General features: G+C 40.3%; 11 protein-coding genes and 4 tRNA genes. 5 read left to right on the top strand and 10 right to left on the bottom strand.

Features of this window, described 5'->3' with window-relative positions:
• Positions 1-45: 45 nt before the first annotated feature.
• Together L2737_RS01945 and L2737_RS01940 are read right to left on the bottom strand one after the other, a co-directional pair.
• Positions 46-621 carry a YceI family protein gene (locus tag L2737_RS01945; protein WP_248954564.1) on the bottom strand — a complete coding sequence of 192 codons (576 nt, stop codon included), beginning with the start codon at positions 619-621 and terminating at the stop codon, positions 46-48.
• A gap of 201 nt (positions 622-822) precedes the next feature.
• Positions 823-1,374, bottom strand: coding sequence for a cytochrome b (locus tag L2737_RS01940; protein WP_248954563.1), 552 nt, complete (start codon positions 1,372-1,374; stop codon positions 823-825).
• Positions 1,375-1,758: 384 nt separating this feature from the next.
• Between L2737_RS01940 and L2737_RS01935 the strand changes: the two genes are divergently transcribed.
• The 5 genes from L2737_RS01935 (at position 1,759) to L2737_RS01915 (ending at position 4,506) form a co-directional block, all read left to right on the top strand.
• Positions 1,759-1,834 (top strand) — tRNA-Phe (locus L2737_RS01935).
• A gap of 38 nt (positions 1,835-1,872) precedes the next feature.
• Positions 1,873-1,948 (top strand) — tRNA-Thr (locus L2737_RS01930).
• 471 nt (positions 1,949-2,419) lie between these two features.
• Positions 2,420-2,495: transfer RNA gene (locus L2737_RS01925), tRNA-Phe, on the top strand.
• Between the two features lie 38 nt (positions 2,496-2,533).
• Positions 2,534-2,609 (top strand) — tRNA-Thr (locus L2737_RS01920).
• Positions 2,610-3,015: 406 nt separating this feature from the next.
• Entirely contained in the window at positions 3,016-4,506 is a 1,491-nt protein-coding gene (locus tag L2737_RS01915) for an arylsulfatase (RefSeq protein WP_428848370.1), read from the top strand.
• Between the two features lie 152 nt (positions 4,507-4,658).
• On the opposite strand, the gene nagP is transcribed toward L2737_RS01915, so the two are convergent.
• From nagP to L2737_RS01875, 8 genes are all read right to left on the bottom strand, one after another.
• A complete protein-coding gene (gene nagP / locus L2737_RS01910) occupies positions 4,659-5,960 on the bottom strand; it encodes an N-acetylglucosamine MFS transporter NagP (RefSeq protein WP_102528679.1) in 1,302 nt (433 codons plus the stop codon).
• A 276-nt stretch (positions 5,961-6,236) separates the two neighbouring features.
• Positions 6,237-7,349: a transmembrane glucosamine N-acetyltransferase NagX gene (nagX, locus tag L2737_RS01905; RefSeq protein ID WP_248954817.1), complete on the bottom strand. Its 1,113-nt coding sequence runs from the start codon at positions 7,347-7,349 to the stop codon at positions 6,237-6,239.
• 100 nt (positions 7,350-7,449) lie between these two features.
• On the bottom strand, positions 7,450-8,652 hold the full coding sequence (nagA, locus tag L2737_RS01900) for an N-acetylglucosamine-6-phosphate deacetylase (protein ID WP_248954561.1): 1,203 nt from the start codon (positions 8,650-8,652) through the stop codon (positions 7,450-7,452).
• A 110-nt stretch (positions 8,653-8,762) separates the two neighbouring features.
• Positions 8,763-9,761, bottom strand: a complete 999-nt coding sequence (gene nagB-II / locus L2737_RS01895; protein WP_102528681.1) for a glucosamine-6-phosphate deaminase NagB-II — start codon at positions 9,759-9,761, stop codon at positions 8,763-8,765.
• A 192-nt stretch (positions 9,762-9,953) separates the two neighbouring features.
• Entirely contained in the window at positions 9,954-10,871 is a 918-nt protein-coding gene (nagK, locus tag L2737_RS01890) for an N-acetylglucosamine kinase (RefSeq protein ID WP_248954560.1), read from the bottom strand.
• 334 nt (positions 10,872-11,205) lie between these two features.
• Positions 11,206-13,896: a family 20 glycosylhydrolase gene (locus L2737_RS01885; protein ID WP_248954559.1), complete on the bottom strand. Its 2,691-nt coding sequence runs from the start codon at positions 13,894-13,896 to the stop codon at positions 11,206-11,208.
• Positions 13,897-14,564: 668 nt separating this feature from the next.
• On the bottom strand, positions 14,565-15,269 hold the full coding sequence (locus tag L2737_RS01880; RefSeq protein ID WP_248954558.1) for a SapC family protein: 705 nt from the start codon (positions 15,267-15,269) through the stop codon (positions 14,565-14,567).
• A 253-nt stretch (positions 15,270-15,522) separates the two neighbouring features.
• Entirely contained in the window at positions 15,523-17,052 is a 1,530-nt protein-coding gene (locus tag L2737_RS01875; protein ID WP_248954557.1) for a tryptophan halogenase family protein, read from the bottom strand.
• Positions 17,053-17,146 lie beyond the last annotated feature (94 nt).

The following is a 17,146-nucleotide window of genomic DNA, read 5'->3' as shown; positions in this document are numbered from 1 at the left end:
ATTGTATAACCAGTTAGCGTTCGACTTCTGGCAACAACATCAAATTTATTGCTTTATACCTTCAACAATAAGATCTAAAGTCACATTGGCAGACGCTGGCCCTAAGTCCATTTTGATGCCAAAGTCTTTCATCGCAAATTCAGTTGTACCTGCAAAACCTGCACGGTATCCACCCCATGGATCTTTGCCTTCGCCAATAAATGCTGCATCAATGGCAATCGGTTTAGTCACACCGTTTAAGGTTAAATTACCATTCAGCACAAGTTGACCATTACCTTTATCTTCGACACTGGTAGATGCAAATTCAGCCTGTGGAAATTTACCTGTATTTAAAAAATCACTGCCACGTAAATGCTTATCTCTTTCTGCATGGTTAGAGTCAACACTGGTCGTATTAATAGTCACGTTAATAGCTGAACCAGCTATGTTCGCTGCGTCATAGCTAAAATCACCACCAAAATCATTAAAACGGCCAGCTACAAAGCTATAACCCAGATGATTGACTTTAAATTGGATAGAAGCGTGAGCTCCCTGAGTATCAATAACATAGTCTGCAGCATTCGCTGTCAGTGGCATTAAAAGTGCTGAACCGATTAGTGTGCCAATAAGTTGCTTTTTCATTTTGCTATTCCCTTATATAAATCTTTAGTAGATTAAATGTATTGATAAAATCTGTTGATAAAAGTCTGTTGTCTGTCTAAATAAAATCAAACTCAGTTAATCGTATATCAAATATTGAGTCGCAATGACTGCCAATACTTTATTTACCGAGCTTTGTATACCGAGCGGACTCATTATCCTGAGCTAACAAACCGAGCTAAATTATTTTCGAATCGGTTTAATCATTTTGCTTAACGTACCGTCTTTATCCTTAAGCTGGTGTTTAATCGCGCCAGCTGCATGGATGATAACAAGTGCAATTAAGCTATAAGCCAAATACTGATGAACTAGCCCAGCAATATCTTCTTGGTTAGAAATAAAGCGGCCTAATGAAGGCACTTCAAACCAATCAAACACCAAAATACCTCTGCCATCTGCAGTTGAAATTAGAAAGCCGCTTACCATTATTAACAGCATTAAAGCGTACAACACTCGATGAGCCCACTTAGCTGCAACCTGTTCCCAAGCCTTATGAGATTGTTCAGGTTGAGGTTTAACAGAAAAGAAGCGCCATAAAACCCTTAGCAAGGTTAACCCCAGTAGCAGAATACCGACACTTTTGTGAATATCGGGAGCTGTTTTATACCAACTACTGTAATAAGTCAGATCCACCATCCAAAAACCTAGGCCAAATAAACCTATGATGGCTAAGGCGCTTAACCAATGAATAATGATAGTCACTAAACCATAGCCATTTTTAGTATTTGCTAACATCGAGCATGTCCCTCTGTATTTCGATGATGTTTATCTTATAGCTTTAACCCTAAAATAAAATCGCAAAATAGAACCTAAAACATCCTATTTTTTCGAAAGGTTGTACTTATGGAAACCAAATGCTTTTGTCATAACATCTAAATAGTCACTCCCACCGCAAACTGAAGAGTGAACTAGAATTGAAAGAAATGATTCAACCTCTATGTAAAAATCATCAAAAAAGCACCATTTTGGATACTAACTAAGCGAACAATTAAAAAGTTTGAAAAAACCACTTGCGTGTTTAAATCCATCCCTATAATATGTGCCCACTCCAAACGACACAGCCACTAACAAGTGAGTTAGCAGCTAGTTTGAAGTAGTTAACTAACGCTTAGTTTAGTTGCCCGAATAGCTCAGTCGGTAGAGCAGAGGATTGAAAATCCTCGTGTCCCTGGTTCGATTCCGGGTTCGGGCACCATAATTTATTTAATAGTGTTGTCACTGTTAAAAAGATAAGCCGGCATAGCTCAGTTGGTAGAGCAACTGACTTGTAATCAGTAGGTCCCGAGTTCGACTCTTGGTGCCGGCACCATATACAGAACAGCCACTCAATAGAGTGGCTTTTTTGTATCTGTTTTTAGATAAAAACTCTAAAGCACTTATCTCATTTTCTTTATTCAACACTCAAGTCAAGTTAGCTAATTAATGCATACTCATATACTGGCTCTGAATAAGCACTTCAATAAAGCCACTTCAAAAAAGTCGCTTCAATATTAGTTAACATATGGTATTGCCTTTAGGTCATCATTAGCCGAGTAACAAACTACCTGCTCTCTGTAGCCTTTATGCTTCTATTTTTACCACGTAAGCTCCCCAAAGAGATCATTTCATCGCTAGCTTGCATATTATATCGCCGCTTAAGCGCTGATTGGTTCAAAAGTGCTAAAAAGCACTTGCACGATGAGAACCATGACTATAGTATGTGCGCACTCCAAACGAGACAGGTGTTAACCACCAAGTATATTGTCAGTTTGAAGTAGATAACTAACGCTTTAGTTTAGTTGCCCGAATAGCTCAGTCGGTAGAGCAGAGGATTGAAAATCCTCGTGTCCCTGGTTCGATTCCGGGTTCGGGCACCACAATTTATTTAATAGTGTTGTCACTGTTAAAAAGATAAGCCGGCATAGCTCAGTTGGTAGAGCAACTGACTTGTAATCAGTAGGTCCCGAGTTCGACTCTTGGTGCCGGCACCATATACAAAACAGCCACTCAATAGAGTGGCTTTTTTGTGTCTAAAATTTGTCTCACAACTCACTCATACATAATTCAAATCAACGCCTAAGCAATTAAGTAAGCACCTTGGCAAACAACTCACCTTCCCTCATTCTGTTTTAATAGTGATCTAAATCTGTCATCAACCTGTATTGGTGATTAATTAGTCTTGTTTTAGTCACACTATCGCATCAGTGAAATATTTATTCATATTTACACTATATTTATGTAAACAACACTTATTACTACTTGTTAAATATCTAATTTAGCTGTTACGTTAATACTTAGTGTTGTTTATGTACCACTTCAATCTTCAAGTCATATAGGGAAATTAACATGGTTAGAATCAAGAAGTTCCTAGGAGTAACTACTGCAGTTACTATAGGTATGCTTTCAGCAAGCGCTGCTGCAGCCAGTAAGCCAAATATATTAGTTATATGGGGTGATGATATTGGCCAAGCCAATGTCAGTGCTTATACGTTTGGTTTGATGGGCTATAAAACACCTAACATTGATAGTATTGCTAAAGAAGGACTGATGTTTACCGATTACTACGGTGAGCAATCATGTACTGCAGGGCGCTCAACCTTTATCACTGGCCAAAGTGTTTTTAGAACAGGTTTAAGTAAAGTTGGACTTCCGGGTGCTGATATCGGCCTACAAGCTGAAGATGCGACTATTGCTGAAGTATTGAAACCTCTTGGTTATGCTACTGGTCAATTTGGTAAAAATCACCTTGGAGATAAGGATGAGTTTTTACCCACTGCGCATGGCTTTGATGAATTTTTAGGTAACTTGTACCATCTAAATGCTGAAGAAGAACCTGAAAATGTCGATTACCCAAAAGATCCTGAGTTTTTGAAAAAGTTCGGTCCACGTGGCGTTATCAAATCTACAGCTGATGGTAAAATTGAAGATACTGGCCCACTAAGTAAAAAAAGAATGGAAACCATTGATGACGAAACCGTCTCAGCAGCCCTTGATTTTATGGAAAAAAGCGTAAAATCTAAGAAGCCTTTCTTTGTCTGGTGGAATGCAACTCGTATGCATTTCCGCACTCACATCAAACCTGAGTTACAAGGCTCTAGTGGCTTAAGCAACTATGCTGACGGTATGGTTGAACATGATAACCATGTTGGTGAGCTGCTGAAAAAAGTAGATGACTTAGGCATTAAAGATAACACTATTGTGTTTTACTCAACTGATAATGGCCCGCATATGAACACTTGGCCAGATGCAGGTTTAACGCCATTTAGAAGTGAGAAAAATACCAGTTGGGAAGGCGCTTTCCGTGTTCCTGCTATGGTGAGATGGCCAGGGAATATTGAACCAGGTAGTGTATCCAACGAAATCATGCATCACATGGATTGGCTGCCAACATTCGCAGCTGCGGCTGGTGATACTAAAATTAAAGATAAACTTCTGAAAGGTTACAGCGCAAATGGTAAAAAGTTTAAAAACCATCTTGATGGTTATAACTTCCTACCTTACCTAACAGGTAAAGAGAAAGCGGGCCCACGTGAAGAAATTTTCTACTTTACTGATGATGGCGACTTGGCTGCACTACGTTATAAGAACTGGAAAGCAGTATTCTTAGAGCAGCGAGTAACAGGTACGCTTCAAATCTGGGCAGAACCTTTTGTTGAGTTACGTCTTCCTAAAATATTTAACCTGCGTATGGACCCATACGAAACAGCTGATCGTACCTCTAACACTTATTATGATTGGTTGATTGACCGTGCATATTTGTTAGTACCAGCGCAAGCTTATGTTGCTACTTTCCTTGAAACATTTAAGGAATACCCTCCAAGACAAAAAGCGGCAAGCTTCAGCTTGAAGCAAGTGATGGAGAAGTTAGAGCAACCTGCTAATCACTAATGTCGATTAATCACATCATCAATAAATGATGATTAATAATCAACAAAGCCACTCAATCGAGTGGCTTTTTATTGAATAAAATAAACTTGATTTAGATGACCTGACTTATCACTTCAGGACTAGAACTATCACGTTTATCACTATCAAATGTCTTATTTCCAGCTCGTCATCTTATGACCTTTGACTGCATAGAATAAAATGAATAAGTAACATGGGATCATCACTAAGTAGCCGCCTTGCATACCAAGAGAAGTAGCAGAGCTTGTTAGCCCCCAAAACACAGGTCCAAAAGCGCCACCAGCAATACCCATAATCAGTAGCGCAGAACCGGTACTGGTTAACTTACCCATACCTGAGAGTGCTAAAGGCCATACTGCTGGCCACACGATAGCATTCGCTAGACCTAAAAATGCAATAAGCAGTAATGTATCAGGTAGTTCAGCTCCACCAAACGGCACTAATATTATATTAGCAATAGTAAAAGATTCACTGTCACCAAACACAATACCTAATGATAATATTACGCCTAGTATTGCGCTAATCAGTAACGCATTAGGCTGTGATATAAATCGAGGAATACAGATAATACCCAGCGTGTAACCTATCACCATACACACCATAGTGTATGAGGTCATTACCCCGTAATTTTCGACGCCTAAGGTTAACGCGTAGGTGCCAATGGTATCGCCAGCAATCACTTCGACTGCAACGTATACAAATAATGCAACCACACCTAAAGCCAAGTTAGGACGTGCTAAGGCCTCTTTAATTTGCCCTTTCTCTGAACCTTCCTCTGCTTCTTGCTCCAATTCTGGCAAAGGTGATTTTTTCACTGCAAACGCTAATACACCAATGAATATCGCCATCCCTAAATACGGAAGGATTAAACTATTGGCCATTTCATCAATCTGTATTTGAGTTAAGGTCGTTCCAACACGGTCTTTAAAGCTATCTAAAATCAAAGCAGTAAATACCATTGGCGCAATAACACCAGCACCTTTATTTAAAATCCCCATCACACTAACACGCGCTGCTGCTGACTCTTCTGGGCCTAAGCGAACCACATAAGGATTAACCGCAGTTTGTAATAAAGTCTGCCCAGTCCCCATGACTAATTGCGCTAACAAGAACAATGGAAATATCTGAGTTTTAGCGGCTGGAATAAACAATAAGCCTGCGATCATCATGATCCCCATGCCTAGGGCCATGCCAGATTTATAGCCCACTTTACGTATAACCCAAGCAGATGGCAGTGCAGTAAAGGTCACGGCAATATAGAAGGAAAATAAGATCAGTGAAGCTTGAAATGGGGTGAGTTGTAAAATCTGTTTAAGGTACGGCATCAATGAGCCGTTTAGCCAAGTGGCAAACCCGAGTACGAAAAAGAGAATGGCGACAATCGCCATCGGCAGTACACTGCTTTTTTGCTGGCTGTTATTCATTGTAGTTTCCATAAACCTGCTTCTTATTGTCATTAATATCTGGCAATAACCGCTCGTTACCGCCCCATATGTGTCTTATTGTTATTGAGGTTTTAGCATTGCTATGATGCCGAATTGTTAACTCATTTCATAGCAAATATGCAATTCATGTTAAAACATAAACACCACAAAGACAACGCTGTCATTCCTTTAACTGGTAGAACCATAACAAGTGAAAATCAGGCTTGAGAAATTACTAAACAAGCCAAGCACTTAAATCGCCACTAAAGCAGATAACTTCAGTCGCTCTTAAATTCTAATAAATATCTTACGTTGATATAGCCATAACAAGGCTAACCATTGCACAGCGAGTAAACTCATCACTGAGAGTAATTGTTGCCAACTAGCTGGTGCGACATTGACTACACCACCAAATAGACTTTGAGCAAAATACTGCCAGTTCATTAAACTAGATGCGAGATAGATGATAATCGCATTCGTGCCAATCACTACAAATACCAACGACCATTTTTGCCACTTTAAGACATCTACGATGCCGTAGAAAATCGCTAAAAATACCATGCTCCAGCCAGACGTCACCAAAACAAAGCTGCTAGTCCATAAGTCTTTATTAACTGGAATGATCATATCAACTAACCAACCTAAACCAATTAATAATGCACCAACGAGCAATAGGGTTATGACTTTTACCCATTCGCCAGACAATTTGTTCAATGCTTGTTGCTGTTTTACTAGATACTGTCCGACAAAGACGCCAATTAAACCATTAACCACAGCAGGGAGTGTCGATAGAATACCTTCAGGATCTAATGCTCGATTTTGATAGGAAATACCTGGAAGGAATAAGGTATCAATATATGCGTTGATACTACCCGTTTGAGTAAACTGGCCAGCTTGACCGTTAGGGAACGGCATGAATAATTGCAATAAGCCATAACCAATTAAAATGGCGAATGCGCTAATGATTTGAGTTCGTAAACTTGTGTGCCACACAAGCATCGCACCAATAAACCAAGCGAAACCAATACGTGCTAACACGCTTGCGTATCGGACCTGCTCAGGATCTACAGGCGCGCCAGTGCCCCATCCATGGTTATAAAGAACGCCTAATAAAATCAATAAACCAAGGCGTTTAAACGCATGGCGATATATGGGGGTACGTTGTGAAAGTGGTAACTTGTCTAACCTTTTAGGAGATAAGCCTAAAGCGACACCAGATAAGAAGATAAATAAAGGGAATATAACATCATAAAAAGTAAAACCATGCCATTGGCTGTGGTGCATTTGGCCATCAAACCATTGCCATCCACTCCAGCCCGTTAACATGAGTAATGCAGCAAATAAGCCTTCACCACCTAGAATCCAAAACATGTCAAAACCACGAAGAGCATCAAGTGACATAAGACGCGGTTTAGACGGCTTACTGGCTTTTGTATTTGCCCTTACGTCTTGGCCTTCTTGAACATTAGTTAAAGGTTGCGATGTGAGTGAGCTAGACATCTTAAACACCTTGAACGTTAGATTCTGTGTAAGCAACGTCGCTATAAATCAGCTCACCCTTGATATAAGTTTGACTCACTGTCTGTTGCGAATTAAGCAGAACAAAGTCGGCTTGCTGACCAACAGCAATTTTGCCTAGTTCTGTTTTATTAAGGTATTGAGCAGGATAAAGTGATGCCATTCTAAGTGCTTCTTCATGAGATAAACCTAGCATACTGACACTATTATTAACTGCTCCCACCATATCTAACACACAGCCAGCCAGTTCACCTGACTTTGCATTAAGCCTATCGCCTTGTCTAATGACCTCAGTGCCAAATAGTTCAAAACTGGCATTATCATCCATGCCGACCGGCGGCATAGCGTCTGTGACCAGCATGACTTTGCCTTGCGGTTTAGCGTTAATTGCTACTTTCGCTGTCGCGCTGTGGACATGGTGACCATCGACAATTAAACCACACCACGCATGTTCGCTTTCTAACGCCGCACCCACCATGCCAGGTTCTCTTGAACCGAAACCAGACATTGCATTAAATAAATGAGTAAAGCCGTCAGCTCCAGCTTCTAGTGCCGCTACAACCGTATCGTAATCGGCATTTGAATGACCTAAACACACTTTAACATCATGTGAGACTAAGATTTTTATCACCTCAGCAGACACATTTTCAGGCGCTAAAGTCACCACTTTAATGCCTAAATCTTTGCGAGCAAAAATCGCTAACTCTTCATCGGAAATGGTTCGAATGAACGATTGCGGATGAACCCCCTTTTTCGGCACACTTAAATGCGGCCCTTCAAAGTGAATCCCCAATACGCCGACAGTTTTTGATGCAATCGCTTCAGCAACTGCATCTGCCGCTTTTGCCATGACTTCAACTTTATCTGTAATAAGTGTTGGTAAAAAGCCTGTGGTGCCGAACTTGGAATGGGCCGCACCGATCGTTTTAATGCAATCTAGCGTAGGCTGAGCATTAAACAGTGCCCCGCCGCCGCCATTTACTTGCACATCAACAAATCCTGGTACCAATTTACCCTGTAAATGAGTCACATTCTCTAAAGCGTATTCATCCACTAATTGTAAATCTAGACCGGTATCAGCAATGTGATTAATTGCTGAAATGACACCGTTTTCAACGGTTATCGCAGCTCTTGGCTGAAACTGTTCGCCATCAAAATATTTATCTACAATCAGAGTTTGCTTCATAGTGTGTCTCTTTAGGGCACTTATTAACTTTGTTAAACCTAACGTTGCTAAACCTAACATTCTTAAACTTAAGTTTGGTTCAGCTCAGGACAGGACAGTGAAAATTTAATTTACAGGGTTTGAGTGACTTTTTTAAGCCCTTCAGGCTGATCTGGGTCAATACCTCGTGCAACTGCTACAGCAGCAACATCAATGTAAAAGCGTTGCAATAATGCTAATGGAGCAACACGTGGATGAATATCTTTTGAGGTTTGATTTAAATGCACTAAGTCTGCGCCGCGCTGAGACACATTTTCAATCTGCTCAATATGGCTTTCGTAAGATTCATCGTTGATGCAAGCATCGACAATCGCAAGTTTCTTCTCAACCAGTGTCACTGGTCCATGTAAAAACTCAGCACTACTGAAAGATTCGGCATGAATAGAGCAGACCTCTTTCATTTTAAGTGCAATTTCTTTTGTCACGGCATAACCTAATCCACGGCCGAGTACCACTAAATTATTCACACCCTCTAATGATTCTGGTGTTAACTGAGGCGCTGAATCAACAGCCGTTTGAAGTGCAGATGGCATTGAATCAACTGCAGCAGCTAATGACTCGCTTTGAGTCCATTCAGCTGTTAATTGAACAATGGCAGATAACGTCGCTAAATAGCTTTTAGTTGCTGCTACTGCTTTTTCTTCACCTGCACGCAGTGGCAGTACCACATCGACAATATCTTTAATCGGTGCTGTTTCATCATTCACAAGTGCCACGCAAAATGCGCCTGCATTTTTAGCCATTCTTGCTTGGGCTAAAATGTCAGGGCTACGGCCTGACTGAGAGATAACAATGACGAGTCCGCCTTCAAGCTGTAATGACTTACCATATACACTGGCAACTGACGGCGCCGCGGCAAAAGTAGGAATACCCACTTCAATTTCAAACAAATACTTAGCAAATACACCTGCATGATCTGATGAGCCACGACCCACTATCATCACAAATTTAGGTTTGAAAGCACGTAGTTTTTCACCAAGTTCTTTCGTTAAGCCAGCATTAGCAGCAAGTTGATCAGCAATTTTTTGTGGTGCAGAGCGAGCTTCTAGCTCCATAATTGTATCTGTCATCGGTTTAACCCTATTAATGATTGTGAGTAAGATGCAATGGTGCAGCCTACAGATGTTTAAATATGATGATTAAGTTTGTCGCTTAAGTTTGTCGTATAAGTTTTTGCTTAAGTTTTTGCTTAAGTCTGGCGCATAAGTTTTTCGCAAAATTTTAGTGATTCACCGCGATTGGTTAGCGGTCTGCACTTGGTATTAAGACACTTCGCGGTTATGTTGTTGAGCTGCAAATTCTTGACGCGCAAAAAGTATTGCGCCGATTTCTGGCGGTGAAATAGCAAGCTCAACCCTGGCGACAACATCTTTATCAAGCCAGACAGCTAAAGGTTCAGCTAGGCCACCTATCATTGAAAAGCGTGTTGGTTGCAATGCAAAAAGCTTGCGAGCCATGTTGCTAATGTATTTTGCGCCTTGTTTAACAATTGAAATGGCAACGGCATCGCCTTGCTCAGCTTGTTGCAATACAATGCGAGCTAATTGGGCATAGGTACTTGAAGACTGGCCTGCAAGATTCTCAACCAGTCCCATTGCATCCGTTACATTAAAGTGAGCTAAAAGAGGCTGAGTTAATTGAGTGTCTTCAGCAAAGCCGTCAAGGTTTAATAGCACGTGCTCGGCAGCTTGTTGGCCTAACCACGCTCCGCTCCCCTTGTCTCCTAAAGCAAAACCATGGCCGCCAATTAATAAGTTTTGGTTACCAACATGTGCATAACCGCAAGAGCCAGTGCCAGTGATAATTACCGCACCATCGTTGCCTTCATGGGCACCGATACAAGCAGTATGTAAATCTGTTGTCAGATACATTTTGGCAAAAGGATGCTGCCATTGGTTAACAAGGTCATATAAACGCGGCACGTTAACGCCTGCTAAGCCAAGACCAGCAACTAGCGTGCTAACAGCATCAGGGTTAAGTTTGGCATCAGAAATGGCCAGTTGAGTAGAAGCGAGAATAGATTCGAAGGTTTGCTCTAAGCCATGTAATGGATTAGCTCTACCGGCGACACCAGTTCCTATCACACCTCTTTGAGGACAAAATATTGTTGCGCGGCATTTACTACCACCACCATCGATGCCAATAAAAAGCTGTGATTCAGTTTGCAAGTTAACGCCCATGACATCCCTCTTATCTCTTCTATTTAAGCCGTGTTAAGCAGCGTGATTCAAACGCTAAATAAACAACAGTATTCGAAAATACCCACGATACGGCTGGCTTCCTGAATAAGTTAACTTAATGTTACACCACAAATGACAGCGTTGTCATTTGTTTTTTAACAATGAAACTACAATGATGCTATATAACAAGCTAAGCGACTGTTTACAAATAACAATCTCATTATAATAAAAATATAAAAATGAGTAATTTACTCATATTAAAGACATAAAAAAGGCGTTAACAATCTGTTTAACGCCTTATGTAATCGGTATGCAAGTGTAGCTTGGTATTTATCTAGCGATTAGATAAACTCAAACTTCTACCTTTTCTGTTGCCATCTGGTGATATTGTGCGAACCTCAACCTCACCAGTCACTTCAACGGGTTGCTTGAACAGAGTCCAGACGCCTCTTTGGTCTCGATATTCAATCTGTAAGCCTGGAAAAGCAATATTGGTGTGCAGCTTTCCATTAATCACTTTAGCGCCCACTGTCGGTAGTCGATAAGCAATGTTGGCTTTGTCGAGTTTAGCGAATTCTTTTTGCCCGAGCGTGTTTGCTAGTTCATTCCATTGCTGTTGTTGTTTTGCCCGTAGTTCTGAAGTAAAGAAGCCTGAATTAGCATCATATACAGCACCTGAATATTGATAAGGCACTTCCCAATCAGCTTGGTGCCAAGCTTTCTCAGCAAGCATTAAGACTCTTGGATAGATCATGTATTCTGCAACATCATCACTTCGAACAGTTTCACTCCACAGTTGACCTTGAATACCGCTAAAGCCTTTTCCTTGTTGCAGTGGACCCGATATCACTTTACCTGTCTCATCTTTCTTAACGGTGTCGTCTGCAGTAAATGAGTTACCTTCAATGTCTTGCCACTGTTCAGCATTTGCGGGCAAGTTGTCTGGCATAAAGTTGAAAATCTTTTGACTATTTTGAGCTCGGCCTGCCCAGTAATAACCGTGTTCTTTAGGATCAGCTTCATAAGGGAAATCAAAGTACAGTACTTCAGGGGTTGAAAGGACGGCATCCCAACCGAGATTTGCCTGTTTGTGCGCCAGTCTGTAGCCATCATGGGAGATAACATCCCAGATATTACTTTGGCTTTTAGCTGGCATGTTCGCTGGATTAGTATGGCTCATGCCATCACTCCAGCCCGCTGGTTCGATTCCTTTAGCTGCTAATGAATTAGATAAGCGTTCGATAAAGTAGGCTCCTAAGTCATCAACTGACGTCACACCTTTATCGTTATTGGCAACAAACGTAAGGCACTGAGGAGATTGCTTCCAAGCACCAGCGGTTTCATCTGCGCCAATGTGATAACGATGCAAAGGATGATTGGCTTGTTGGTGCAATTTAGCGATCTCACTGATCACTTTATCAACAAAGTGGAACGTTGACTCCATGCAAACATTTAAAGTGTTGTCACTGTAATATTGCACTGATGAATACACCGTTTTATCGTTAGCGTCTGAGAGTAAATATTCGTTTGCCGCAGCTTCGTTCCCTGCCGCCATCAATTTACGATAGCGTGCTTCCATTGATTTTATCGCAGCGCGAGAATGCCCAGGCATATCCATTGATGGGATCACTTCTACCTGACGAGCCGTAGCATATTGGAGTATTTCGATATAATCAGCTTTAGAATAAAAGCCGTTAACTTTACTATCTGCAAACGGTCCACTGCCTAACTGTGGGATCAAACATGTTGTTTCAGTTAAATCGTGGCAGCGCTTACTGCCTATATCTGTTAGTTCTGGTAGTCCGTCAATCTCTAATCTCCAGCCTTCATCATCAGCCATATGCAAATGCAGCTTATTGAGTTTATAGGCTGCCATTTGATCGATTAAATCTAAGATCATTTGTTTGCTATGGAAGTTTCGTGCGACATCTACGTGCATGCCACGAAAGTCATAACGAGGACTATCTTTAATTTCTAAGGTGTTAAGACTTAAGTCATCAGGTGTGATTAACGCAGCGATTGATGCGATGCCGTATGAGAATCCAGCTTCATCTGATGCGCTAATCACAATCTCATCTTTTGCGACAGCTAACTGATAGCTCTCAGGTACATTGATATCATTGACCGTATTTAAGGATAACTTAATACCTGAGTCACTCGCCTTAACACCTAAGCGGGATAGTCGATTTAATGCCGCAGCAACAGAGCTTGGCTTAACCTGATTATATAAAACGTTAATGCCTTGGGCTAAATCCACAGGTTTATCTGTCGAGGTTACATTTACAGATGCTGGTGTTGGTATAATACGGTTGTCAATCACTTGATTGTTCAGAGAAACCTGCTGGTTTGTTTCAAATAACACTTCAGCTTTTGCCCACACTAATTGATCTTTATCAGTGCGGCGATACTGCCTCTTGGCATCTGTAAAAGCTTCAACGTAAGGTCTTTGCTCCATGCCTGTTTCAGCATCAATTGAAACTTGTGTACTCGTTATGATTGCTGGCGTTAACCCCTCAACCACAATGTAATAGTTTGGCATTGGATCCGTTTCAGATAATTGCCATAACTCGCCTCTAAAACCAAGGGTTTTAGTCTCCCCAGCTTTGAAGCCAGTAAACTGATCTGTAGGGGATATTTGATGTAGATCCCCCTGCACTCGAGTAATTGCAAACTCTGGGGTTAACACATCCTGAACGGGACGCATTTGGCTATAAAATATTGACCAATTGGTATCGTTAATATTGTCAGTGCTAGTAAAGTCGATTTCAGCGATAAAGCAGCGTTGATCTTTTTGCGCTTCTGAACAAGCTTCATCTGGCACATTACTCACCATGCGATAAGTAACATCAAGCTTTTGTGCAAACTCATTAAGTGCTGCTTGAGTCCAACTATGATTAACAGCACTTGCTATTGATGCTGTTTGCACATCAGGCTTAACTTGTGAGGATTTATCTGAAGATGAATGCTGACAACCAACCACCCCTAATGACAATAATAAAGCTGATGCAATGATAGTCTTATTCATAAATTCCTCAGTTATCCCTGGTTATGTCTAAAGCCAACAGCTCGGTGAGCCTTAAGCATAATGGCTTTAATACTAAAGCTTTAAGCGTAAATCTAATAGCATTAAGCCTAGTGGCTTTAAGCGTAATAATTTTAAGCACAATTGAATTAGGTCTACACATAATACTTTTAATCAATATCTAGTTTTATCAAATAACAGGCTGATATAAGGCTGTTTATTATAAAAAAGATAAAAAAATAGCTGGGAACCATAGGATGAACCCAGCTTATACTCGTTTCTGGGGAGAGACTAAAAGTATAAAAATAATTGTACCTCGCCCGACCGAAATACAATTAAAACATGGACAAAAGACCTCTTCCTTACCCATGTGGACCTTAAAACAACGAATCACACAAGCGATGACAACGCTGTCATTAGTAATCTACAGAAATAAATTTTAGATTTCTACACTTTTTTAATAAATAGCTACAGTTATTTAACAATAAGTATTTTATACAAATTAAAACAGAGACTTAAGGGGGGTTAATTTATTAAAATAAACTGAAATGTATGAAAACTTACGAGTGCTAAGGTTGTTTAATATTGCAGATGAAAAGTCAGCCAATAAAAAAGGCATTGCTAACTACTATTAATAAGTAGCTCACAATGCCTTCTTTGATGCGCAAAGATTAAGCCTTAGACATAATCTCAGTGCGAGCTAAACGATTAACTTGATTTAGCGATGATAGGTGGCCATAGATAGGACCTAGTAAACCGCGCTTTCTAAGTTCTAAATAATCTTCATCAGAAAGCTCATTCAGCTTAGCTTCATCAATTAGGTATAAACCATTGATATTACGCTTTTCACCAGCAACATCTACTGTCAACGTTTGTGTGGTGAGTAATTCTTTTTCAGCTAAGAAACCTAAGATATTACGGCTAGCTTGGTCTTGCTCAAAATGCGCAATTAACGCTTTTTTACGGCTTTCTAAGTATTCAGTTTCTTTCTCGCCTTCGAATAATGCTTGGCCTTCAGTTTTACTTACTTCAGCAGCTTCTTCACGGATACCGATCCAAACTTTATCTTTGATATCTGGATTAAGTACAAGGCCAAGTGGGTAGTCACGAACAACAGCAGGAATATAAAGACCTTGCCACTTACCATCTTTAACACTTAAGTTTTGACCAGGTTTAAGACCTAGCATTGCAACAGCTTGAAACTCGCCATTGTCACTATTTTTAACGAATACAATTGGGTATTCAGTGGCTGCACGACCAATTTCGTGCAAAGTTACTGGAACAATATGCTGATCTTCAACATGTTTGTAGCTTGATGGAGTGATTTTTAAATCACCGTGTTTTGCGTGTTCAAGTAACGTAATTTGGTTAGACATCTTGGCTCCTTCAGGCGCTTCTAATCAATAATGATTTACATAAAAAATTCGGGATTCAGGTCCCTTTTTGTTTAAAATTTTAGCTTTAACTTTCGCTTGTAGATTAAAATATAAATCCCAAAATTTTTAAATGACGCCTTATCAACTTTCAGTAAGTCAATACGCAATAAAGCTCATTATCATTTAATCTGCTGCTAACGTTACCGTATAGAGAAATAAAGTACCACCAGCTATATAGATTTATTGGGGTTGTTTAGATTGTTTTCAAGCCAAACTGGTTAATTTTATTTAATAGTGCCCGATGCTCAGGTAATTCTGCAGCTAAAGATTGGCCAATCTGCTGAATTCGAGCCACTTGCTGTTTAGCTGTGTTGCAATAGAGTCGATCGAGTTGAGATGATTGAGTTTGGTATTTCATTCCATAAAGTACATACAAATAATTATCGATATTGAACACTTCAAAGCGAGAAAACAAATCATCAGTTATTGGGCTATAGTCTTGCCATAACATCATTTTTTGCTTCAACGCTTCAGGGATAGAATCCGGATGTCGGTTATCAATCCAGAAATCAGAATCAGTTCTGTCCGAAATGCAATAATGCAGTTTGGCAAATTCAACAACTCGTTCCCATGCATAAGTCATGGTGTCGTTAAATCGCGCTGATAAACTCGGCATTTGCCCCATGGTTTGCGGTAAGCGCTTAGCTAAATAACCTGCTGCAAAGTCTGTTAATAAAATAGATGTCGCTTCAATGGGCTCTAAAAAGCCTTGAGCAAGACCAAGCGCTACACAGTTTTTAAACCAAAACTGCGCTCGGTAACCTACTTTCATTGGGATTTCACGGGACTCTAGATTGGCTAACTTGCCACCTAAATATCGATCGAACTTCTTTTCAGCTTCCGCTGATGACATATGATTATCTGAATAAACAAACCCTGTTCCACGTCGCTCTGGTAATGCTATATCCCAAATCCAACCCGCCTGATGTGCTGTGGCGATGGTGTAAGGCGGAATAGCATCCTTTGTTGTTATTGGCACTTGTGCCACTATCGCCTTATTAACAAATAATTGTTTCGATTTATCAACAAAAGGAACCTTAAGTTTCTTAGCTAACAGAATCGATTCGAAACCGCTGCAATCAATATAGAAATCAAATTTCAAATCGCCGAATTTATCAGTCTTCAATTGCGTTAAATTACCCTGCTGATCGATATCTGCATCGAGAACGTTTGCATGCAAATGTTTTACACCAAATTTTGTAGTCGCATTGCCAGCGAGTAATTTGGCGAACTTGGCAGCATTAAGATGGTAGGCATAACTCACTTTGCCACTGTATTCTGGCGTAGTAATTAATTTAGGTGCTTTGAGTGACTCGCAAATATAGTGTTGCGGTGATACAGCTTGAGTAAAGGCTTGCTCTGATGCTTGATTTAGCCAGTAATCGGTTAAATCAGTACCAAGAGGACTGGGAACATCAAATAAATGGTGGTAGCTGTTACCCATGCCATGTTTATGCTTGTCTAACCAATTACAAAACTTAATAGATTGCTTAAAACTGACATCACAATCACGAATAAAGTCAGTTTCACGAATACCAAAGCTTTGTAGTGACTGCTTAATAGCAGGTACTGTTCCTTCACCGACACCGATAGTTGGAATATCGGGAGACTCAATTAATGTCACTTTCACATTTGGAAGTAATTGTGCTGCTTTTCCGATATGGTTTGCCGCTAGCCATCCAGCTGTTCCACCACCAATTATGACAATGTGCTGTACTTCCATATCGACCTCATATTTTATTATTATTTTTGTTATTAAAATAAAAAGCCTAGCAATTTGCTAGGCTTTTTATCAAATTTACGAAACTAAACAATAT

This window comes from Shewanella electrodiphila (assembly GCF_023283985.1).
Classification (GTDB): domain Bacteria; phylum Pseudomonadota; class Gammaproteobacteria; order Enterobacterales; family Shewanellaceae; genus Shewanella; species Shewanella electrodiphila.
Note: the sequence above shows the minus strand (reverse complement) of the source record. Positions and strands in the feature narration are given on the sequence as shown.

What these genes read in the sequence shown, in the direction of transcription:
- nagP (WP_102528679.1), bottom strand. Translation starts at nt 5,960, where the DNA reads ATGGAAACTACAATGAATAACAGCCAGCAAAAAAGCAGTGTACTGCCG.
- nagB-II (WP_102528681.1), bottom strand. Translation starts at nt 9,761, where the DNA reads ATGACAGATACAATTATGGAGCTAGAAGCTCGCTCTGCACCACAAAAA.
- L2737_RS01880 (WP_248954558.1), bottom strand. Translation starts at nt 15,269, where the DNA reads ATGTCTAACCAAATTACGTTACTTGAACACGCAAAACACGGTGATTTA.
- L2737_RS01885 (WP_248954559.1), bottom strand. Translation starts at nt 13,896, where the DNA reads ATGAATAAGACTATCATTGCATCAGCTTTATTATTGTCATTAGGGGTG.
- L2737_RS01915 (WP_428848370.1), top strand. Translation starts at nt 3,016, where the DNA reads ATGCTTTCAGCAAGCGCTGCTGCAGCCAGTAAGCCAAATATATTAGTT.
- nagA (WP_248954561.1), bottom strand. Translation starts at nt 8,652, where the DNA reads ATGAAGCAAACTCTGATTGTAGATAAATATTTTGATGGCGAACAGTTT.
- L2737_RS01940 (WP_248954563.1), bottom strand. Translation starts at nt 1,374, where the DNA reads ATGTTAGCAAATACTAAAAATGGCTATGGTTTAGTGACTATCATTATT.
- nagX (WP_248954817.1), bottom strand. Translation starts at nt 7,349, where the DNA reads ATGTCACTTGATGCTCTTCGTGGTTTTGACATGTTTTGGATTCTAGGT.
- nagK (WP_248954560.1), bottom strand. Translation starts at nt 10,871, where the DNA reads ATGGGCGTTAACTTGCAAACTGAATCACAGCTTTTTATTGGCATCGAT.
- L2737_RS01945 (WP_248954564.1), bottom strand. Translation starts at nt 621, where the DNA reads ATGAAAAAGCAACTTATTGGCACACTAATCGGTTCAGCACTTTTAATG.
- L2737_RS01875 (WP_248954557.1), bottom strand. Translation starts at nt 17,052, where the DNA reads ATGGAAGTACAGCACATTGTCATAATTGGTGGTGGAACAGCTGGATGG.